The organism is Psychrobacter sp. AntiMn-1 (assembly GCF_001854065.1).
Taxonomy (GTDB): Bacteria; Pseudomonadota; Gammaproteobacteria; order Pseudomonadales; family Moraxellaceae; genus Psychrobacter; species Psychrobacter pacificensis.
Genome location: NZ_CP012969.1, coordinates 893,533 through 913,561 on the forward strand (window position 1 = coordinate 893,533; position 20,029 = coordinate 913,561).

Annotated in this window: 17 protein-coding genes; 7 read left to right on the top strand and 10 right to left on the bottom strand. The window is 46.9% G+C overall.

Going from position 1 to position 20,029, the window contains the following annotated elements; all coding sequences use genetic code 11:
* Positions 1-278: 278 nt before the first annotated feature.
* The 4 genes from AOT82_RS03620 to AOT82_RS03630 all read left to right on the top strand — a co-directional run bounded on the left by AOT82_RS03620 (position 279) and on the right by AOT82_RS03630 (position 4,432).
* On the top strand, positions 279-1,151 hold the full coding sequence (locus AOT82_RS03620; protein ID WP_071001852.1) for a TIGR03915 family putative DNA repair protein: 873 nt from the start codon (positions 279-281) through the stop codon (positions 1,149-1,151).
* Positions 1,152-1,304: 153 nt separating this feature from the next.
* Positions 1,305-2,681, top strand: a complete 1,377-nt coding sequence (locus AOT82_RS03625; RefSeq protein WP_083328834.1) for a glycosyltransferase — start codon at positions 1,305-1,307, stop codon at positions 2,679-2,681.
* A gap of 112 nt (positions 2,682-2,793) precedes the next feature.
* Complete coding sequence (locus tag AOT82_RS14060) at positions 2,794-3,126, top strand: agmatine deiminase family protein (RefSeq protein WP_227517199.1); 333 nt, start codon at positions 2,794-2,796, stop codon at positions 3,124-3,126.
* Complete coding sequence (locus tag AOT82_RS03630; protein WP_071001853.1) at positions 3,059-4,432, top strand: NAD-dependent succinate-semialdehyde dehydrogenase; 1,374 nt, start codon at positions 3,059-3,061, stop codon at positions 4,430-4,432. Before AOT82_RS14060 ends, AOT82_RS03630 begins: the two co-directional genes overlap by 68 nt.
* 88 nt (positions 4,433-4,520) lie before the next feature.
* Here the strand turns inward: AOT82_RS03630 and AOT82_RS03635 are convergent, their stop codons facing one another.
* The 3 genes from AOT82_RS03635 to AOT82_RS03645 all read right to left on the bottom strand — a co-directional run bounded on the left by AOT82_RS03635 (position 4,521) and on the right by AOT82_RS03645 (position 9,162).
* The gene (locus AOT82_RS03635) at positions 4,521-5,960 is read right to left on the bottom strand and encodes an APC family permease (protein WP_071001854.1); all 1,440 of its coding nucleotides are present in this window, start codon (positions 5,958-5,960) and stop codon (positions 4,521-4,523) included.
* A gap of 301 nt (positions 5,961-6,261) precedes the next feature.
* A complete protein-coding gene (gabT, locus tag AOT82_RS03640) occupies positions 6,262-7,521 on the bottom strand; it encodes a 4-aminobutyrate--2-oxoglutarate transaminase (RefSeq protein WP_071001855.1) in 1,260 nt (419 codons plus the stop codon).
* 177 nt (positions 7,522-7,698) lie between these two features.
* The gene (locus AOT82_RS03645; RefSeq protein ID WP_071001856.1) at positions 7,699-9,162 is read right to left on the bottom strand and encodes an NAD-dependent succinate-semialdehyde dehydrogenase; all 1,464 of its coding nucleotides are present in this window, start codon (positions 9,160-9,162) and stop codon (positions 7,699-7,701) included.
* Between the two features lie 224 nt (positions 9,163-9,386).
* Between AOT82_RS03645 and AOT82_RS03650 the strand changes: the two genes are divergently transcribed.
* Positions 9,387-10,151 (top strand): IclR family transcriptional regulator, encoded by a 765-nt coding sequence (locus AOT82_RS03650; RefSeq protein ID WP_071001857.1) that lies wholly within the window; start codon positions 9,387-9,389, stop codon positions 10,149-10,151.
* 8 nt (positions 10,152-10,159) lie between these two features.
* On the opposite strand, the gene AOT82_RS03655 is transcribed toward AOT82_RS03650, so the two are convergent.
* The 3 genes from AOT82_RS03655 to AOT82_RS03665 form a co-directional block, all read right to left on the bottom strand.
* Positions 10,160-10,375, bottom strand: coding sequence for a hypothetical protein (locus AOT82_RS03655; protein WP_071001858.1), 216 nt, complete (start codon positions 10,373-10,375; stop codon positions 10,160-10,162).
* A 102-nt stretch (positions 10,376-10,477) separates the two neighbouring features.
* The gene (locus AOT82_RS03660; protein ID WP_071001859.1) at positions 10,478-11,695 is read right to left on the bottom strand and encodes a CaiB/BaiF CoA transferase family protein; all 1,218 of its coding nucleotides are present in this window, start codon (positions 11,693-11,695) and stop codon (positions 10,478-10,480) included.
* 217 nt (positions 11,696-11,912) lie between these two features.
* Complete coding sequence (locus tag AOT82_RS03665) at positions 11,913-13,097, bottom strand: acyl-CoA dehydrogenase (protein ID WP_071001860.1); 1,185 nt, start codon at positions 13,095-13,097, stop codon at positions 11,913-11,915.
* Between the two features lie 205 nt (positions 13,098-13,302).
* Between AOT82_RS03665 and AOT82_RS03670 the strand changes: the two genes are divergently transcribed.
* Positions 13,303-14,133 carry an IclR family transcriptional regulator gene (locus tag AOT82_RS03670; RefSeq protein WP_071001861.1) on the top strand — a complete coding sequence of 277 codons (831 nt, stop codon included), beginning with the start codon at positions 13,303-13,305 and terminating at the stop codon, positions 14,131-14,133.
* 44 nt (positions 14,134-14,177) lie between these two features.
* Here the strand turns inward: AOT82_RS03670 and dld are convergent, their stop codons facing one another.
* Together dld and AOT82_RS03680 are read right to left on the bottom strand one after the other, a co-directional pair.
* Entirely contained in the window at positions 14,178-15,920 is a 1,743-nt protein-coding gene (gene dld / locus AOT82_RS03675) for a D-lactate dehydrogenase (protein ID WP_071003640.1), read from the bottom strand.
* Positions 15,921-15,946: 26 nt separating this feature from the next.
* Positions 15,947-17,650 carry an L-lactate permease gene (locus tag AOT82_RS03680; RefSeq protein WP_071001862.1) on the bottom strand — a complete coding sequence of 568 codons (1,704 nt, stop codon included), beginning with the start codon at positions 17,648-17,650 and terminating at the stop codon, positions 15,947-15,949.
* 236 nt (positions 17,651-17,886) lie between these two features.
* Between AOT82_RS03680 and AOT82_RS03685 the strand changes: the two genes are divergently transcribed.
* Positions 17,887-18,792 carry a LysR family transcriptional regulator gene (locus AOT82_RS03685; protein ID WP_083328836.1) on the top strand — a complete coding sequence of 302 codons (906 nt, stop codon included), beginning with the start codon at positions 17,887-17,889 and terminating at the stop codon, positions 18,790-18,792.
* Between the two features lie 96 nt (positions 18,793-18,888).
* On the opposite strand, the gene AOT82_RS03690 is transcribed toward AOT82_RS03685, so the two are convergent.
* Together AOT82_RS03690 and AOT82_RS03695 are read right to left on the bottom strand one after the other, a co-directional pair.
* Entirely contained in the window at positions 18,889-19,584 is a 696-nt protein-coding gene (locus tag AOT82_RS03690) for a haloacid dehalogenase type II (protein WP_071001863.1), read from the bottom strand.
* Positions 19,585-19,641: 57 nt separating this feature from the next.
* On the bottom strand, positions 19,642-19,968 hold the full coding sequence (locus AOT82_RS03695) for a hypothetical protein (RefSeq protein WP_071001864.1): 327 nt from the start codon (positions 19,966-19,968) through the stop codon (positions 19,642-19,644).
* Positions 19,969-20,029: the final 61 nt, after the last annotated feature.

A 20,029-nucleotide genomic window follows, 5' to 3' on the forward strand; every position in this document is an offset into this window, starting at 1 on the left:
TGAACATTCGCAAATAGGCACTGCTGATCGCTAAAACTGTTCCAGACAAGGCACAAAGCGACGATAATGCAGATGCCTTAGCGAGATTTGTAACGCAGTATGGGGCAATTTTAGCATCAGCCCCAACGATAAAAAGCAGGGGACAGGACTCTTTTTTGCAGCCTCTGTCACGCGATGCGAACAGCACGCAAGAAAAATATCCCCCAGTAGCATTTGACAATACTTACATACATTTTATGGCGAGCCAAAATACATTTCACATCGTTTCAGGATAAACCATGTCAGCACTTGTGCAAAACGACAATTATACTATCGGTCAGTTAACGCCCAGCATTGTGCTGTATGAGCCAAGCTTTGAGGGCTGGCTCAGCGCGGTGTTTTATGTCTATGCCAATCGATTGCAAGAAGACGCCTCACTCAAACTCACCGCTCAAGACTGTTATATACCCTCCTTGATTGCGCAAGCGATTAGCGTCGCAACGGATGCAGACAACGCAGAGCGCGTATTGGTTAAACTAAATAGCTTGCTTGGTCGCTCAGGTATGCGCAATATCTTGTGGGGGTTTTTATCAGAAAAGGACGATATCGGCACGACTTTATTCCGTGTGGTTAAGTATGCCATTGACTACCCTAGCCGAAATATCATGCAAGATCTTGGTCACTTGGATGTGTTAGAGCTGGTACAGACGGTCAAATCCGTCGGCCGTGAAAAACATCGCATGGAGGCCTTTGTACGTTTTGAGCACACGACCGATGATATTTATTTTGCACGGGTCGAGCCTGATTTTAATGTATTGCCACTGATTGGGGAGCATTTTCGTCAGCGTTATCAAGATCAGCACTGGGCGATTTATGATCTGACACGCGGCTACGGCATTTATTATGATAAAAGTAATAGCACGCCTACTCGTCCCGCGCCGCTACAAACCATCACCGACCTTGATGATGCGGTACTACGCAATCCTGCCAGCATTCATAGCCCTGATGAGCAGCGTTATCAAAAGTTTTGGCAAGGCTACTTTACCAACGTCAATATCAAGGAGCGCAAAAATCCCAAGCTACACAGGCAATATCTACCGCAGCGATATTGGAAATACTTAAGCGAAAAACAAGTATTGCCCAACGCTGAGCATCTACAAAAACGCCGCTAAATACATTTGAGTAGTTTTGAGCCAAGAAAATTATGCTCATATCTGCTGGAAAGCCACATATCTGACGCCATCTTTTTATCTTGATGGTTGAGTTTTATGCGCTTTTAACTGACAATAGCAGCTTGATCCTCCTAACCTGTGACCTATGTTATTATGAAAGTGATGCGCCTACTGTCGTCTTTGAAGCATGATGAATCCGAGCGCGGTATTTTTCATCTTGGGCGCGCACTGGTCAAAAACGGGCATACCTCGATCATTGTTTCTAGCGCTGATGAGAGCAATGACTTGGTCAGACGGCTCAAGCGTGATGGCAATCACTATCATCAAGTCCACATGAACAAAAAATCGTGGCTGTCATTGCTGCAAGTTTCAGCACTACGGCATTTGATTGAGAAGTATGAGCCTGATGTCATTCATGTACATTCGCGCACCCCTGCATGGATATTGCATTTAGCATTGCGCCGAGCGCGGGTCAAGCGTTTCCCAAAGCTGGTCTCGACCATGTATGGGTTTTATCCTATCAATAAATACTCTCAAGCATTGCTCAATGTCGATACAATTATAACGGTCTCTGATAGCGTCACCCAATATCTAACAAGAAGACTGCGCCGCGAGGAAGCCGATCCCAAAGTCATCACGCGTATCTACCGCGGCATTGATACTCGGCGCTATCCTTATCGGCACAATCCATCGGTCTATTGGTTGCGTCATACCTTTGCGGAATATCCTGAGCTTGAGCATAAGAAGTGGCTCGTATTTCCAACGGTCATTGGCAATGAGTATGGTCAAGAATGGCTGATTGATATCTTGGGCAATCTACAAGAGCAATTTCCCAATATTCATGTCATCATTATGGACGATGATGATAAAGATGGTGATGTCGCTCATGAAGACTTTCGTCAACGTACTCACAGTCTGGGGTTGGCTGAGCGCATTACTTATGTGGGTAGCAAGCGTAATGACATGCGTGAATGGCTCTCAGCGGCCAATATCGTTATGGCACTTGCCAATGAACCAGAATCGATCGGCATTAATGCCCTGCAAGCGATTCATTTGGGCACACCTGTCATTGGCTGGGATAAAGCCGCCTTTAGCGAAATCTTACAACCGCTCTATCCGCAAGGTTTGGTAAAAGAACACAATGCCAACTCGTTATGTAAAGCGGTGCGCAATCAATTAGAAAGTGTGACGCGACCTGAGATGACCAACAAATTCACCATGCGTGAGATGATCGAAAAGACAATCGCGGTATACCAAGGATTGTACGATACTGCGCTGGCAGAAGAACAGGCTGAGGCCGATGCGCTCGCCGTACGAAGAATCAAAAGAAACCTTAAAAAAACCTATAAACCTGCCTTTGGTGCGGCGGTCAAACATGTCGAACCCATCCCCAAACGCCCAAAAGTCAAATTGATCAAAGAAAAAGCAAGCAAAGCGGAATCGCCAGAAATAGAAGATGAAATAAAAGTAGAAGAAACAACAAAAGTAGATATCAAATCAGAAGCACCTGACGCTGATCAAAAGTCATAAGCTGACTGCCTACCTCTATCTGTGCAGGAGCCAATCTCAGTCATGATGAGATATATTAAGCAAAAAAATGCCATTTCCAGCAATGGAAGTGGCATTTTCAATCTGTATTAAGATGAGTATTCAGTTTAAAGTTACAGAACACGAGCCTAATAAGTCATTGGTGTATGTGCACTTTGAAAAAATCTTTACTCAGCATCAAGTAGTGGGAGTACGCACAAAAGAGATTGTCCATGGCGGCGGTAATATTCATTGTATTACAATGAACCATAATAAATCGCACTTATTAGCGAATGAAAGCATAGCAGCAACTGAAAGTATAAGCATAAACACAAAAATGGATTTTAAACCCAAAAACACGCTAAAAATAAGGAAAAAGTATGAGCGATTATCAAATCAACAATCCAGCCACTGGCGAACTAGAAGCCACTTACCCTACCGCCACTGAACAAGATATCCAGCAAGTCATCGAGCAGGCTGACAACGCCTATCAAGACTGGCGTCAAGTCTCATTGAGTGAGCGCAGTGCACTACTGCATAAAATTGCCGATAGCTATCTGGAACGTCAAGACGAGCTGGCTCGTATTGTGGCGGGTGAGATGGGTAAACCCGTTGCACAAGCAAAGGGTGAAATCGGTCTGGTCGCTGAGATCTATCGTTACTATGCAGACAATGCTGAGCAGCTACTCGCGCCGAATACCATTGACGTTGATTCAGGATCAGCTTCGGTAGAAAAACGTCCTGTTGGCGTTCTACTCGGTATCATGCCGTGGAATTATCCGCATTATCAAGTGGCACGTTTTGTCGCGCCAAACTTTATGGCAGGTAATACTATTATCTTAAAGCACGCGCCTCAATGCCCTAAGACTGCAGAAGTTATCGCTGATATGTTCAAAGAGGTCGTCGTACCTGAAGGTGTTTATAACAATATCTTTGCCACCAACGAGCAGGCAGCGACTATTATTCATGACAAGCGTGTACAAGGTATCTCACTCACTGGCTCTGAGCGCGCTGGACAAGCCGTTGCCAAAGAAGCAGGCGGCGCACTCAAAAAAGTCGTGTTGGAGCTTGGCGGCTCCGATGCCTTTATCGTTGCAGCTGATGCGGATATCAAAAAAGCCGTAAAAGGCGCGATCTCTGGTCGTTTTGGTAATGCCGGCCAAGCCTGTAACGCCGCCAAACGCCTAATCGTGCTTGAGTCTGTCTATGACAAGTTCGTTGAGGGCTTTACTGATGCTGTACGTGGTATGACATTGGCCGATCCTCTTGATGAAAAAACCTTTATCGGCCCAATGTCTTCAAAGGCTGCCGCGGTCAATCTGCAAGCGCAGTTAGATAGTGCCGTTGAAGCAGGCGCGACGGTCCTAGTCGAGGGCGGCCTAGTCAAGGACAAGCCTGGTGCATGGTTCAAACCTGCGGTACTAACAGATGTCACTGAATCAATGGATGTCTACCGTGAAGAGTTGTTTGGTCCTGTCGCTGTCGTCTACAAGGCTCGTGATGTCGATCACGCTATCAAGATTGCTAATGATGTGCCTTTTGGTCTTGGTGCTTCTATCCAAACGCAAGATGCTGCCCTAGCTGCTGATATTGCTGATAAATTAGAAGTGGGCATGGTCACTATCAACGCGCCGTCTGGTACCGAAGCCAATACCCCATTTGGCGGCGTTAAACGTTCAGGATTTGGTCGCGAGCTTGGTACGCTTGGTATCACTGAGTTCTTAAACTATAAGCTTATCCGTGATAAGTCTTAATCGTATAAGCACTTGATTGTATGCACTAAAAAAGCCTAACGTTTGACGTTAGGCTTTTTAAGGTAGTTAACTGACTAAAATGAGACTATTATTTATATGGATTTTCTTTTAACCATTGTTGATTAATGATTTTGAGCTCATGCAGCTCATGATCCATAATCTCTTTACTCTTACCAGGGTTTTTCATTGACGCATAGCCATACATTGCGCCGCCAAGAACCGTCCAGCCAAGGAAAATCCACCACTCGATAGGAACCAATGCCGACGGCATACCTGGCAGATAAAGCGCCAACATACCAAGGCTGAGTATGATTGTGATGACACCAACCAATTTACCTGCTGGTACTCTAAATGGACGTATCATATTAGGCTCACGGTAGCGTAGCACTAAAAATGACAATGCAACACAAGTATAAGCGATAACGATACCAAAGCCGCCTGCATCAACAATCCACACGAGCATTTTGCGACCAAATAATGGCGCTAGTGTGGCAAGGCCACCGATCAACAAGATCGCATTGACTGGGGTGTTGTATTTAGGATGTAGCTTGCACAAGAACTGTGGCAACATGTGCGTTTTACCCATGGCGTACAATAAGCGACTGCCACCAATAAGAAACGCGTTCCAGCTTGATAAAATACCCAGTACACCGCCGATAACTAGCAGCGTACCTGCCCATTTGCCATTCCATGCATTGGTCATCGCATCAGCGGTTGCCAATGTTGAATCTTGTGCTTGCAATAGCGGCAGGGTTTTGCCCACACTCCAAGCGACAGCCACGTACCAAAGCACGGCAATGATAATAGAGACAATCAAAAATTTGCCGATATTTGGACGCGTTAGGTTGATTTCTTCTGCGGCTTGTGGAATCACATCGAAGCCCACGAATAAAAACGGTACCATCACCATCACCGTCATGATACCGCCCATACCACCGATAAAGTTTGGTGCTTGTACTGAGTTGGAGGTTTCAGGATTGAATAATAACGCACCAACGAATAGTAAGATACCGACGCAGAAAATACCGACGACGGCCAACTTTTGGAACCACGCACTGACTTCCATACCGCGTATATTGAGCCAGGTGACAATGATGGAGCCAAGCATACCGACAGCTACCCACGTGGCATAAACATCCCAGCCTGCGACATTCCAAAGATAGCCTTGACTATAATTGGGAATGACATATTCGACAACGGTTGGCAGTGCCACCGCCTCAAAAGCAACGACGGAAAAATAACCAAATAAAATACTCCATGAGCAGATAAAGGATATATTTACCCCCAGTGCACGGTGTGTATACGTGTGCTCGCCTCCTGTGATAGGCATAGATGCCGCCAATTCAGCATAGGTCACGCCAATCAAAACCACCACAAGACCGCCAATTAAGAATGCACTGATTGCGCCCCAGATGCCTGCCGAGATAATCCAACCACCCGCCAGCACGACCCAGCCCCAACCAACCATCGCACCGAATGCCAGCGCAATGATATCGAACACACCTAACGTTTTCTTTAATTCAGACATAACCTACTCCTTGTCTGTGTGTCATCCGTGTGAACCTTTTATGGTTACACTATTTCTATTTAATGGAGTAATACCCATCATATTTACTGTATATCGTTTCCGCCAAAGAAAGCCGATTGCTCGTTGTTTGATATTCACATAGCAAAAACGGCGCCTTGACTTGCAAGGCGCCGTTTAAAATCACACTCCATGTGAGTGTCATAAGGGCAACCTTGCCGTTATCTTCACTATAACTTTTCAATCAAAATCAATGTTTGATTAGAAGCGATCCATCGCTAAATTTTATGACACTCGATAACTATTAAGCTGCAAGGATATCTTTAATGATATCAAGACCTTCTTGTAGCACCTCGTCTTCAACTGTTAATGGCACCATCACACGAATAGCATTGCCATACATACCACAAGACGCTAGTAGCAAGCCTTGCTCAAATGCTTTTGCTTTTAGGTTGGCTGCTGCTGCTGCATCAGGTTTGCCTTCGCTATCAATCAATTCAAACGCTAGCATCGCGCCTTTATGACGGATATGACCGATGCTGCTTAGGTTCAAGCCTTTTAAGAACGACGCGATGGTATCGCCAATCTCGATACTACGCTCCAGTAAGTTTTCTTCTTCGATCACTTCCATGACAGCAAGCGCAGCCACACAGGCGAGCGGGTTACCAGAGTAAGTGCCACCTAAGCCGCCGACTTGCGGCGCATCCATGATATCAGCACGGCCGATGACCGCAGAGATAGGATAACCACCCGCCAAGCTTTTCGCGGCAGTCATCAAATCAGGCTCGACGCCTAACTGTTCAGTGGCGAACAACGTACCTGTACGAGCAAAACCACACTGTACTTCGTCAAAAATAAGCACGATGCCATGCTCATCACAGATCTCGCGTAGTGCTTTGGCAAATGATGGCGTTACCTGATGGAAACCGCCCTCGCCTTGGACTGGCTCAACAATCATCGCTGCCACTTCACTCGGATCGATGTCTGCTTGGAAGATCATATCAAGGCTATGTAGCGCTTGTTCTTCGGTCACATTCAACTCTTCTGCAGGGAACAATGCATGGAACACAGGTCCTGGCATTGGGCCGAAGTTCTTTTTGTATGGCAGTACTTTACCAGTCAGGCTCATGCACATCATGGTGCGACCATGCCAGCCACCAACAAAAGAGATCACACCTGGACGCCCCGTTTTAGCACGTGCAATCTTGATGCAGTTTTCGACCGCTTCTGCGCCAGTAGTCAAAAAGAACGCTTTTTTATCACCGCTGATCGGTGCTTTTTCACACAGCTTTTCTGCCAAATCCACATAGCACTCATAGTTGATCATTTGCGCCGCAGTGTGCGTAAATTTGTCGAGCTGCTCATGCACACGCTGAGTGATTTTTGGATGGCTGTGACCGGTGTTCAATACTGAGATACCACCGACAAAGTCGATATAACGCTTGCCTTCGATGTCCCAAATCTCTGAGTTCTTTGCTTTTTCTGCAAAGATAGGAAAGGCAACCCCAAGTCCTGTTGGTAAAACAGCTTTGCGGCGCTCAAGTAATGACTGATTGGTAGTCATGGGAATGTCCTTTTCTGTGTTCGTAACATAAATGCCATCTAGTGATTGGCGGTTCAGTTGATACCTTTTAGATATCGAGCGATGTTTGTTTAAGATAAAACACCATTCGACATCTAAAATGTTTCGTTAAGTTTTTTGTTAAACGAATGTTCTGCTAAATGCTAGCCGAGTTATTTATTAGCTGATGTCAGAACACCAGTATTTAGTCGTAATATAGTCTTCGATACCATATTTTGAACCTTCACGACCAAAACCAGACTGTTTTACGCCGCCAAATGGGGCAACTTCTGTAGAAATCAAACCCGTGTTATGGCCGATCATGCCGTACTCTAACCCTTCAGTGACGCGCCATGAGCGTGCATAGTCACTACTATAGAAGTAAGCGGCCAAGCCATAAATGGTATCGTTGGCAGCACGAATCACTTCTGCTTCGTCTTTGAAGGTAAATATGGTCGCAATTGGTCCAAAGATTTCTTCAGAGGCGATATCCATATCGCTGCTGATATCGGTAATAACGGTTGGGTTATACGTCAGCTCTGAGGCATCATTGACACTACCGCCCGTGACCAATTTGGCACCCTTATCTAAGGCGTCTTTTAGCAGGGCTTGAACTTTATCTAACGCTTTTTTGTTGATAAGCGGGCCAATATCGACGCCCTCTTCTAAGCCGTTACCTACTTTTAGTTCAGCGACTTTTTTGACAAAGACGTCTAGGAACTTATCTTTGATGCTGTCTTGCACGTAGACACGGTTGGCGCACACACAGGTCTGACCCGCATTGCGATATTTGGAAGCGATAAGGCCTGCCGCCGCTTTCTCAAGATCGGCATCATCAAAAACGATAAATGGCGCGTTGCCACCCAGCTCGAGTGATAGCTTTTTAATAGTCGGCGCGCATTGCGCCATTAGCGTACGACCGACTTCTGTAGAGCCTGTGAACGACAGCTTATGAATACGTGCATCACCCGTTAGGATTTCACCAATAGTTGATGATTTGCCCGTTACAATCTGGAGCACGCCTGCAGGAATACCCGCTTGCTCTGCCAAAGCGCCCAACGCCAATGCTGAGAATGGCGTTTCGGTGGCTGGTTTGACGATAATTGTACAGCCTGCTGCCATCGCTGGAGCGACTTTGCGCGTGATCATCGCCGCTGGAAAGTTCCAAGGGGTGATAGCGGCACAAACACCGACGGGCTGCTTGAGCACGACGTGACGTAATTGCGTACTATTGGCAGGAATGACATCACCGTAAACGCGCTTGCCTTCTTCGGCGAACCAGCGAATAAAGCTATTGGCATAACCGATTTCGCCGCGTGACTCAGTAAGCGGCTTGCCTTGCTCAGCGGTCATGATGATCGCAAGATCTTCTTTATTGGCATCAATGAGATCCGCCCACTTTTGCAACAGCTCTGCACGCTCTTTAGCCGTTTTTGCCGCCCAAGCAACTTGCGCTTCATGAGCATAGGCAACGGCGTCATTGACATCATCGGTCGTGAGGCTAGGCACGGTACCGATAAGCTCGTCGTTGAATGGGTTATTGACTTCAAGTACCGCCTCGTCACTGGCAGCATACCAGCCGTCTTTGATAAAACAAGATTGTTTGAGTAGGTCTGGATTGGATAACTGTAGCGTATTTGACATGTTAACGCTCCTTCCTTGTCATATAGGTATGTTTATAAGAGTGGATATAATAGTAGTCATGAGATAATGATTGATAATTGTTTTTTTGTTCAATATACTGAACACGTATTCTATATACGAGACATCATTATAAGAACGATATGTCGTGATTTGCAACCCTTAATCGCATTATTTTGATAATTATCTTGTGCTTTTTCATTTTATTTTACTTTTATAGGTTACTTATGAGCTCGACTGCCGTACCTGCCTTAGACAAAACCTTTCAGATTTTGGACTTGATTACCGATAGCGCCCAGCCGCTGACAGCCGCTCATATTGCCAAAGAATTGGGGCTTCCTCGCAGCTCTACGCATAATATTTTGCAGAGCCTACTGTCCAAGCACGTCATTTATAAAGATCCTGAAAGCCGCTTTTATTTGGGCTCATATCTAATGTATTGGGCGGGAAAGTACGAGCAGCAGCAAGGCGTTGTACGATTGTTTAAGGATTTGATCGTGCAGTATCCGGTGCTACTGCAACACACGGTGACGTTGTCAAAACTGGATTTGGGAGAAGTGGTGTTTTTGGCCTGCCATGAATCACCTGCCCCGCTTGGTTTTACCTTTCGTGCAGGCGTGCGCGTGCCTGCGGTATTTTCGGCGACAGGCAAAGCCATGCTATCCACATTGTCGATGGATAGCATAAAGTCACTGTATAAAGAAAAGTTCCCCACACCCATGACCCAACATGGCGTCAAAAACTTTGCGGATTTATCCACTGAGCTTGCGGTGATTCAGGAAAGTCGAGTGTCGCTCGATAATGGGCAGTTGCGTGATGGGATGTACTGCTTGGGCACGTATATTCGTAATGCATCCGGCACGGCGGTCGCTGGCATGGCAGTGAGTTTTCTGCAAGGAGAGTATGAGTCCAAACGGGCTGAGGTCAGTGCGGTATTGATTGAATTGGCCGAACAGATTGAGCGGCATTTGGGCTTTATAGCTGACTCATAATTGATTGCTTATGTGACGTAGTTGCAAGATTCATTATCATGAACGGCTAATATGGGCGCGATACCGATATCGGTGACAGCGGTAACCTCTAAACCCAATGCTGCTGGTTCTTTTAACAATTCCACCATACGCTCTGGTATCTCCAGCGGCTCAAACATCTTGCCATAAGAAAAATAGGGCAACGGTCTATACAGACTTAGGTTTTCATGGCTATATATTTTCATGCTTAACATTCCTTGTTTTACACTACTTGGTTTAGCTTGTTTTGTTTAAAAATTCCATTTTTTAGTATTTATCACTGTAAAGATACTGTGGCAAGCATTGAACTAAACAATGCCGTCCGCCTTTAGCTTGGCGATTATCTCGCTGTCGTAGCCTAAATCAGCAAGCGTACTATCGGTATGCTCGCTCAAACGCGGTGGCGGTGTGCGATAGCTGACAGGGGATGCCGATAATTTGATGGGATTGCCAAGGGCGCGAACGGGGCTGCCTTGCTGAGCGAAACTCACGATCATTTCTCGCGCTTGTGCTTGCGGCATCGCCAAAGCTTCGGCGACGTTGTGAATCGCACCGCAAGGTACGCCGACCTGATCCAAAGCTGCAAGCCAGTAAGCCCGAGGCTGTTTGGCAAATATTTTAGTCAGCTCAGCACAAAGCAGCCCACGATTGGCAACGCGATTAGGATTGGTCGCAAAACGCGTATCAAGATGCCAATCAACTGACAATACGTTGCACAGTTTGGCAAATTGATGATCATTACCGCACGCTAAAATAAAGTGCGCCTCCCCTTTAGCCGCAAATACTTGATAAGGCACAATGTTGGGATGCTGATTGCCCAGTCTTGGTGGAATCTTATCTGAAGCCAAATGATTCATGCCGACATTGGCCAGCATAGACAGCGCACTGTCTAAGAGTGCGACATCGACATGTTGACCGACGCCAGTATGTTGACGCGCCAATAGCGCCGCTTGGATACCAATCGTCAGCTGTAAACCTGCAAATAAATCAATCACTGCGACGCCAACTTTGTGTGGTTCGCCATCACTTGGTCCTGTGATACTCATCAACCCTGACAACCCTTGAATAATATAATCATAACCGGGACGCTTGGCATCTGGTCCTGTCTGCCCAAACCCTGTCAAAGACGCATAAATCAGGCGCGGATTGTCTTGCTTGAGGCTGTCGTAATCTAAACCGTATTTTTTGAGACCACCGACTTTGAAATTCTCTACCAAAATATCACTGTCAGCGATGAGCTGTTTGATTATGGTCTGCCCTGCTGGCGTGGTGATGTCTACCGTGAGCGATTTTTTGTTGCGATTGATGGTAGCGTAATAAGCGGAGGTGTCATCGCTGAATGTTGGCGGTGCCCAGTGGCGCGTTTCATCACCGATATGTGGACGCTCAACTTTGATGACGTCTGCGCCCAGATCAGCGAGCACTTGCGTACAAGAAGGACCTGCCAACACTCTTGATAAATCGAGCACCTTGATACCCTGCAATGCACCTTTTGGTATATCCGTCATATCAGTTATATCTGCCATGAAATTCCCTTACTCTGTGGCGTATTCTTCGATTTTCTGATTAGAAAATTGCTATTCATCATTTAGTTTTTTGCGTTGTTTAATGACACACTGTTAAATAAATGGTGAATAACAATTGAAAAACGTACGCCACTGTCGATACTCTTTTTGATAAAAAGCCAAGCAGTAACGTACGTCATGAAGTACCACTTTGTTAAATTTTCTTAGCTAAAAATACTTAAAAGAACGCCTGAATACCTGTCTGTGCACGGCCTAAGATAAGCGCATGAATATCATGCGTGCCCTCGTAAGTATTGACGGCTTCCAAGTTCATCACGTGACGGATGATGTGGAACTCATCAGAGATGCCATTACCACCATGCATATCGCGGGCAATACGAGCGATATCGAGCGCTTTACCGCAGTTATTACGCTTAATCATGGAGATCATCTCAGGTGCAGCGTTGTCTTCATCCATCAAACGACCGACACGTAGCGCGGCCTGTAGACCTAAGCTGATTTCGGTTTGCATATTGGCAAGCTTTAACTGCACCAACTGTGTTGCAGCAAGCGGACGACCAAACTGCTTGCGATCGAGCGTGTATTGACGCGCCGCTTTCCAGCAAAACTCTGCCGCGCCCATACTGCCCCAAGCGATACCATAACGCGCTTTATTCAAGCAGCCAAACGGCCCTTTTAGACCGCGGATATCTGGGAAAGCATTGGCTTCAGGAACGAACACTTTGTCCATGACGATCTCACCGGTGACCGAGGCGCGTAGTGAGAACTTGCCTTCGATTTTCGGCGCAGATAGGCCTTTCATGCCTTTTTCTAAGACAAAACCACGAATCTCGCCTGCATCATCTTTTGCCCAGACCACAAACACATCCGCGATAGGACTGTTGGTAATCCACATTTTATTACCCGTCAGCTCATAACCACCATCAACGGCGCGCGCACGTGTCGACATTGAAGAAGGATCAGATCCCGAATCAGGCTCAGTCAGACCAAAGCAGCCGACGTACTCACCTGTAGCAAGTTTTGGCAGATACTTTTCTCTTTGCTCTTCAGTGCCATACGCCCAGATCGGATGCATCACTAGGCTTGACTGCACACTCATCGCTGAACGGTAGCCTGAGTCGACCGCTTCCACTTCCTTGGCAATCAGACCGTAAGCGACACTGGACAAACCCGCACAACCGTAACCTTCGATGGTCACACCAAGCAGACCCATCTCACCCATTTGACGCATGATATTACGATCAAAATGCTCATTACGGTTGGCATTGATGATGCCAGGCATCAATTCCTTTTGAAAAAATTGACGGGCACTGTCAGTGACCATGCGCTCTTCTTCAGTGAGCTGGTCGCGTAATAAGAAAGGATCTTCCCAATCAAAGCGTGGGCTAGTCGATGTTGCCATGTGTCTCTCCTTGATATCAGTCATCCTGACTGACGAATAGTGGTTGATACATCATTTGGTTTAACAAGTTATTGACTTTGTTATTCCGCTATGCGAAACTTTGTTTCATAATATAAAACTATTTAAACAAACTTTTGCCATCCTGTAAACCTTTATTAAAAAATAGGCATCAAAAGAGATAATCATTAAGAGAAATGGAGATAAAATGACAACATCTACATCGGCAGCTACCTCACTACTCGGACGAATGGATCACCTGATGGGTCAAAGCAAGGAAGAGAACGATCGACAGTTTGTGACGGCACTAGGTCGTGGATTGGTTATACTGGCTGCCTTTGAACACCATGAGCGCCTTACCCATCAGCAACTATGTCAGATGACCAAACTGCCAAAAGCGACCATTAGTCGCCTGATTCATACCTTGACCACGCTTGGGTTTTTGCGTACTAATGAGCACGGACAGTATCAACTGGGCAGCAGTGCAGTACGCCTAAGCGCGACCGCATGGGGTCGTCATGACATGGTGGCCTATGCTGAGCCACTATTACGGCAGTTCGCTAGCGAAAATGAGGTATCGGTAAATCTAGCGACCGAAGTTGAAGGAGAGATGCGCTATCACGCCTGCTGTCGTAGTCCTGCACGCCTATCGGTCAACTTGCAGGTTGGCTCAGCGGTGCCGGTGGCACGTACTGCCATTGGACGGGCTTTTTATGCAGTAAGCTCTCAAGCGAGACAGGCAATGATTATTAGCAATTTGAAAGAGAATTTATCTGATGAAGATTACATTCACGCACAGTCAGCGCTCACTCAAGCAGCCCAGCACTATGAGCAGTACGGCTATACCGTCTCTGATGGGGAGTTCTCTACTGATATCTTGGCAGTCGCGGTTGGCGTCTATGATGTCGCGACTGGGCAATACGCCTATTCGCTTAATGCCAGTGTACCAAGTGCCAACTGGGAAGCGGACGACTATGCGGCAATCATAGTGCCAAAATTGCAGGCATTGGCGGAGCGGATTGGCGGTGGTGATGCGTAAAAGTAAGCGACTGTCACTTCAAGTTTCATCACCATTATAAATGGCTATAAACAGCACGCGCAGTTGCGTTTGGTTTTTGGCATTTGACCGATACCAGGGTTAAAAGTATTGGTAGGATCTAGGCGCTCATAAAATTGCTGCAAGTCAGGTTCGGCTTCATATAAGTGGCCGACATTATGCTCAGCAGGGTATTTGGCACCGCGCTTGTTTAATAGCTCAAGCATCATCTTTTTGACCTGCTTGGCATCACTGCCCTTTTTTAAAATATAATCTTGATGAAACACATAACAAAAAAAGTGACCGTAATACAGCTTTTTTTCTAAGTGCTGAGTGATGCTCTCAGGCAAGTTTTCCAGCCAATCAAGCGTGTTACGCGGGATAGCAATATCGAGCGCCAGTATCTCTCCGGCGGTTTCTTCATGCATGACTTCATAACGTATGGCGGCCCCTGCAGCAGCAAAGCGATGCAAAAAGGCGCTGTCTGACTCAGCTTGCGTGCAGGTAAAATAACTGCCCGTTTCTGAATCTGCAAAAAACGACTCTAAAAAAGACTGCGCCTCATAGATGCCATCATCGCTCATTTTGATAATCAGGTGATGCTCATACTGGTTGCGGTACTCAAGCATGCGCTTGGGCAAATGCTGCGGCAATACTTGGGCGATCATTTGCATGACTTTATCGGTCAAATGATTGGGCACCCATGACCATTTACTCAGTTTGGCAACAATACTGCCTTTGATAGAAAACAGCTTGGGCAAAGCATTGGTGCCCAGATGCTTGATGCTCAAAAAGGTGTCTTTGCCGTACTTGGCAGACACATCAAATATATCGCGGTGCATATATTCGCCCACTTCAGGCATATTTTTAAACGTTGACAACACTTGCCGTCTTAGCTCGGCAAGCTCGCGCACGCTGTTGCTACCGATATAAAAGGTCTGCTCCGCTTTCGCTGTCGGATATGTGTCCAGACGCACCGCAAATACCGCAATCTTGCCTGCACAGCCACTGGCTTCATACAGCCTGCGCTTATCCGCATTAAAGCGGCTCGGCGTGTCGGCATTGACATCCTGTATTCGGGCGACATACTCTTTGTCTGAGGCCAGTTTGTTGCTTTGGGATAACTGTGACTTGTCAAAATAGCCGTTTTGTAAATTGATGAGGATTTCTTCGGGCGTATCACCCAATTCAACCTCTAAATGATTCACCAGTACCAGCTGACCGTGTTCATTAATCTGAGCAAACAGCGACAGCTCTGTGTAAGCAGGGCCTCGTTTGACCAGCGCGCCGCCTGAATTATTGGAGACACCACCGACGATTGACGCGCCCAAAGTCGATGAGCCAATCACCGAGTGCGGCGCTCGATTGACCGCTTTTAGCTCGTTCTGCAGTTGATGCAAAGTCGTACCCGGTAGGCTGATAATTTGCTCATTATCATTGATCAAATACAGCTTATTTATCGCCAGCGTATTGATGACCACCACGGGTCTATCGTAGTCATCACCGCTGGGCGTTGAGCCTTCTGTCAGACCTGTTTTGGCCGCCTGCATGATGATGATACAGTTGCCCTCAACACACACTTCCAGACATTGCCAAATCTCAAGCAGCGTTTGCGGAAACAACACTGCCAGCGCGCTACCGCCGCCTGAGCGCCAGCCCATGCGGTAGTGCTCATTTTTTGCTGGATCTGCCTGTATATTGGCAGCGCCCAGTATTTTGGTCAATTTAACCAACACCTGATCTGATGGTAGCTGGCTTGTATAGGAGGCGGTTGATCGATAACGGTTCATTACATGCTCTTTTTCTTGCTGTGCATTCATAAGGTTAGCGGTCCTTGAACGCCAAAGAGATAAATAGCTGCCATAACGATGATGCCACTGAACAACACATAATAGATGGTTGGTAAGATGGTGCGTCTCAGCGTCGCGCCCTCCATCCCAAGCAGCCCAACGGTTGCTGATGCGGCCACCACATTGTGAATGGCAATCATGTTACCCGCCGCGGCGCCAACCGCTTGTGCTGCGATGATGAGTGAGGGCGAGATGTGCAAGCTCATGGCCGCTTCATACTGGAACTGACTGAACATCATGTTTGATACGGTATTCGAGCCTGCGATAAACGCACCTAGGGCACCGATGGTTGAGCTGATCAGCGGAAAGGCGCTGCCAAACGTGCCTGCAAACAACTCAGCACTGGCAACTGGCATACTCGCGACATCGGATAGATTGGCCCCAGAGTTGATAAAAATCCGAACCATAGGGATGGTAAAAATAAGCACAAACCCAGCGCTTAAGACGGTTTTGCTTGATTCGCTCAAAGCATCACCCAGCGCACGCGTTGGATTTTTAGTTTGCACAAAAGCTGCGATTAAGGCGCTGATTAACAACAGGCCGCCGGGCAAGTATAAAGGACTAAAACCTGCACTGATATCGGCCTCGCCCAAAATCGTATTAAAATCTAGCGTGGCGCTGCTGAGCAAGTCCTTAAAGCCAGCAAACATTCTCGAACACACCAGTAGCAGCGCCACTAGCAAGTAAGGAAACCATGCCATCAGCGTAGACATGGTCTTGCCTGCTGGGGTCGCCACATCTTCTTTGCTGACCACCAGTTTACCCATCCAATCGCTTGGCCAGCTGCTTTTGGCTTCAAAGTCCCACGTGGTCTTTGGTACCAAAAATCCTTTTTTAGCCGCCTGAATGACAATCGCCACACTGACCAGTCCACCAACCAACGATGGAAATTCAGGACCCAAGAAAATGCCCGTTAAAGCGTAAGGTACAGTGAAGGCCAACCCTGCAAAGATGGCAAAGGGCCAAATGGCTAAGCCTTCTTTCCAGCTTTTATTTTTACCAAAAAAGCGGGTGAGCATCATCACCATCAGCAGCGGCATAAACGTCCCAATCACACCGTGAATAATCGCCACTTGGGTGGTAATCAGTTGTAAAAATTCTTCCCATTGCATGCCTTCTTGCGCCAGCAGCGCACTGATGGCCACGGTATCTAGACCCTTATTCACCCCAATAACAATCGGCGTACCGACCGCCCCGAACGATACGGGCGTGCTTTGGATCATCATCCCCATAAGCACCGCACCCAATGCAGGAAACCCTATCGCGACCAGCAGCGGTGCCGCAATTGCAGCCGGTGTGCCAAAGCCCGATGCACCTTCCAAAAACGTACCAAAACACCATGCAATGATGATGGCTTGCACTCGGCGGTCAGGCGATACGTTGATAAAACCTGCACGAATCACTGCTATAGCGCCCGTGTGTTTTAGAGTATTTAATAAGAACAGCGCACCAAATACGATCCACAATACCGATATCGTAATCACGGTCCCTTGAAGAATAGAGGACGACACGCGGTTAAACGTCATGTCCCAAATAAAAAGTGCGAGCGCGGCAGTCACCGCCAAAATGATCGGCATGGTTTTTTTGGCCGACCATTGTAGACCAATAAGAAATATGCCACTGAGTATGATTGGCAATAGGGCAAGTAACCCATAGACAGTCTGATTCAAAATTCCCTCTCCCTGTTATCGTCTGTGCATCCTTGAACACCACTCTTAAACGCCGCCCTTAAACACAGTCCTTACATACAGCCACTCAATCGCTCAGATTAACAGCCTCATTGTGCTTAGGGTAGAATTCACACACTCTACGCTTTACAAGTGCAAAGATAAACAGCATGATCAGACAAGGTTATTTTCCTTTTTTGCTATAATACGAAATATATTACCCTGATTAGAGAATCGGTATGATTAAAGCTGATGACATGGTTTTGTTTGTTTTGGTAGTCGATGAAGGCTCTTTTTCCAAAGTTGCTGACAAACTGGCGCTGACCAATTCTGTAGTGAGCAAACGTATCGCGCGCCTAGAAGCCAACTTAAATGCACAACTGCTCTACCGAACCACCCGAAAACTCAGCTTGACCGATGCCGGCCGAACGCTGTATCACAAAGCCAAATTGGCTCAGCTTGCCTTTCAAGAAGCGGAAAATGCTGTCACAGGCTACGGCGAAAACATGAAAGGCTATATCCGCGTCACCGCCCCTGTGGTCTCTTCTGACTTACTACTCAGCACGGCTATCGCTGAATTTTGTAAAAAATATCCTGAGATAACCGTAGAGCTATACATCACCAACCGTTTGATTGATTTGGTCGAAGATGGCTTTGATTTGGCCATCCGAACGGCGGAGCTTGAAGACTCCTCCTTGATTGTCAAACGCCTGATAGACAGTCAATGGGTGATTTGCGCCACCCAAAATTACCTCAACAAATATGGTACGCCGCAAACCCCCGCCCAACTGCAAAATCATGATTGCCTGATTTATAAATTTGATAACACCAGTAGCGACTTGTGGCCGTTATATGAGGATGGTGCTGAGCTGCTGTTGCCTGTCTATGGACGCTTTTATAGCAATCATTTAAGCGCTATCAAGCACGCCGCGCTTAGTGATTTGGGCATTGCTTTTTTGCCGCAAGCCTTGGTCTATAACGCGTTACAAGAGCAGCGCCTCACGCAGATTTTGCAGCCCTTCACGCGCAAGCGCATGGGTATGTACGCGGTGTATCCCAAAGCGCGCCAGCCTGACCAAAAGCTCAAACAACTGGTTGCTTATTTGCAAGACGCGCTAAAAGACAAAGAAGCCTACTACTGCTAAAGCACTAGTTTTATAAGCGGCCTCACACCCAACTGTTTTATCAGATATAAAAAAGCCACCTGTTTGGATGGCTTGTTTGATGTTTCTTTTTGGGCGTTATGAGTCGGTGTTTTGCGCAATGATTTGCTGCGCTAATGTGCGTAAGTCATCCGCCATATAATCGGGCGTTGGTACGTTGTTGGCGGGCAATAACGCATTGTGCGGACGCAATAAAAACGCGCCCTGACAGCCTGCTGCCTGCGCGCCTATCGTATCCCACAGATGGCAAGCGACCAAACACAGCTCGGATGTAGGCACAGACAGTGCCTCGGCGACCAGATTGTAAGTCGCAGGTGCGGGTTTAAACTGACGCACCGCCTCAATATGAAATGAGCGCTCAAAAAATTCGCTCAACCCCGCCTTTTCTAGCGGTGGCGGTGACTCGCTGGACTCTGAATTGGTCAAGGTCACCAGTCGAAAGCCTGCCTCCTTAAGCAGCGTCAGCGCGGGCACGACATCGGCATACGCGGGCATCTTGCCCATGCGCGTCTTTAGCTCGTCAATATCGGCATCGGCAATCTCAACGCCATGAATATCAGCAACCATCCGCAGCGCGCCGACCCCAATCTCACCAAACGGCGTATACAGTCCTGATAAGGTCAGGGTTTGCGAGTACAGCACCAGCTGGGCGAACCATTCGCGCAGTATGCTGCCATCATTAAAAAGGCGGCTAAATAAAGGCGTAAGGGTACTGATATCGAGCAAGGTTTCATTAACATCAAAGACGAGAATCGGGCGGGTGTCGGTGGGCATGCGTTTTCCTATTATTATTGTTATTGTGGTTTTGGGTTAGGTTAGCATGGATGATGCCTACGAGTTTGTAGCGTTTACACACACCGCATCGTGTCCAACAAAATATGTATGATGATCTGCCACTTCTATATTATAGACATTATCCTCATAAGGGTTAGGACAGACATCGTTATAGCGTTGCATCTGCTCGTGAATACTGCTCTCTAACAATCCTGTTGCATTACCATATCTTTCAATGTTAGCTAGAGCCTTTTCAAATAACTTTTCATCACCAATACTGTTATCCTTGACTACCCTTCCATCAAAAATTAAAGGCGAATACATTTCTTTTATAAACTTACCAATTGTGTGTGTAGCAGGATCTTTATCTTGACTAAACCTCACATTCAATGTTTTATAAAGCTCAGGGTCTACAATAAAAGGTGCCTGAACCGCCCCGGTATTG

Bases quoted from the DNA above. Each gene is read 5' to 3' on its own strand.
- AOT82_RS03620 (WP_071001852.1), top strand. From the start codon at position 279: ATGTCAGCACTTGTGCAAAACGACAATTATACTATCGGTCAGTTAACG.
- AOT82_RS03625 (WP_083328834.1), top strand. From the start codon at position 1,305: ATGAAAGTGATGCGCCTACTGTCGTCTTTGAAGCATGATGAATCCGAG.
- AOT82_RS14060 (WP_227517199.1), top strand. From the start codon at position 2,794: ATGAGTATTCAGTTTAAAGTTACAGAACACGAGCCTAATAAGTCATTG.
- AOT82_RS03630 (WP_071001853.1), top strand. From the start codon at position 3,059: ATGAGCGATTATCAAATCAACAATCCAGCCACTGGCGAACTAGAAGCC.
- AOT82_RS03635 (WP_071001854.1), bottom strand. From the start codon at position 5,960: ATGTCTGAATTAAAGAAAACGTTAGGTGTGTTCGATATCATTGCGCTG.
- gabT (WP_071001855.1), bottom strand. From the start codon at position 7,521: ATGACTACCAATCAGTCATTACTTGAGCGCCGCAAAGCTGTTTTACCA.
- AOT82_RS03645 (WP_071001856.1), bottom strand. From the start codon at position 9,162: ATGTCAAATACGCTACAGTTATCCAATCCAGACCTACTCAAACAATCT.
- AOT82_RS03650 (WP_071001857.1), top strand. From the start codon at position 9,387: ATGAGCTCGACTGCCGTACCTGCCTTAGACAAAACCTTTCAGATTTTG.
- AOT82_RS03655 (WP_071001858.1), bottom strand. From the start codon at position 10,375: ATGAAAATATATAGCCATGAAAACCTAAGTCTGTATAGACCGTTGCCC.
- AOT82_RS03660 (WP_071001859.1), bottom strand. From the start codon at position 11,695: ATGGCAGATATAACTGATATGACGGATATACCAAAAGGTGCATTGCAG.
- AOT82_RS03665 (WP_071001860.1), bottom strand. From the start codon at position 13,097: ATGGCAACATCGACTAGCCCACGCTTTGATTGGGAAGATCCTTTCTTA.
- AOT82_RS03670 (WP_071001861.1), top strand. From the start codon at position 13,303: ATGACAACATCTACATCGGCAGCTACCTCACTACTCGGACGAATGGAT.
- dld (WP_071003640.1), bottom strand. From the start codon at position 15,920: ATGAACCGTTATCGATCAACCGCCTCCTATACAAGCCAGCTACCATCA.
- AOT82_RS03685 (WP_083328836.1), top strand. From the start codon at position 17,887: ATGATTAAAGCTGATGACATGGTTTTGTTTGTTTTGGTAGTCGATGAA.
- AOT82_RS03690 (WP_071001863.1), bottom strand. From the start codon at position 19,584: ATGCCCACCGACACCCGCCCGATTCTCGTCTTTGATGTTAATGAAACC.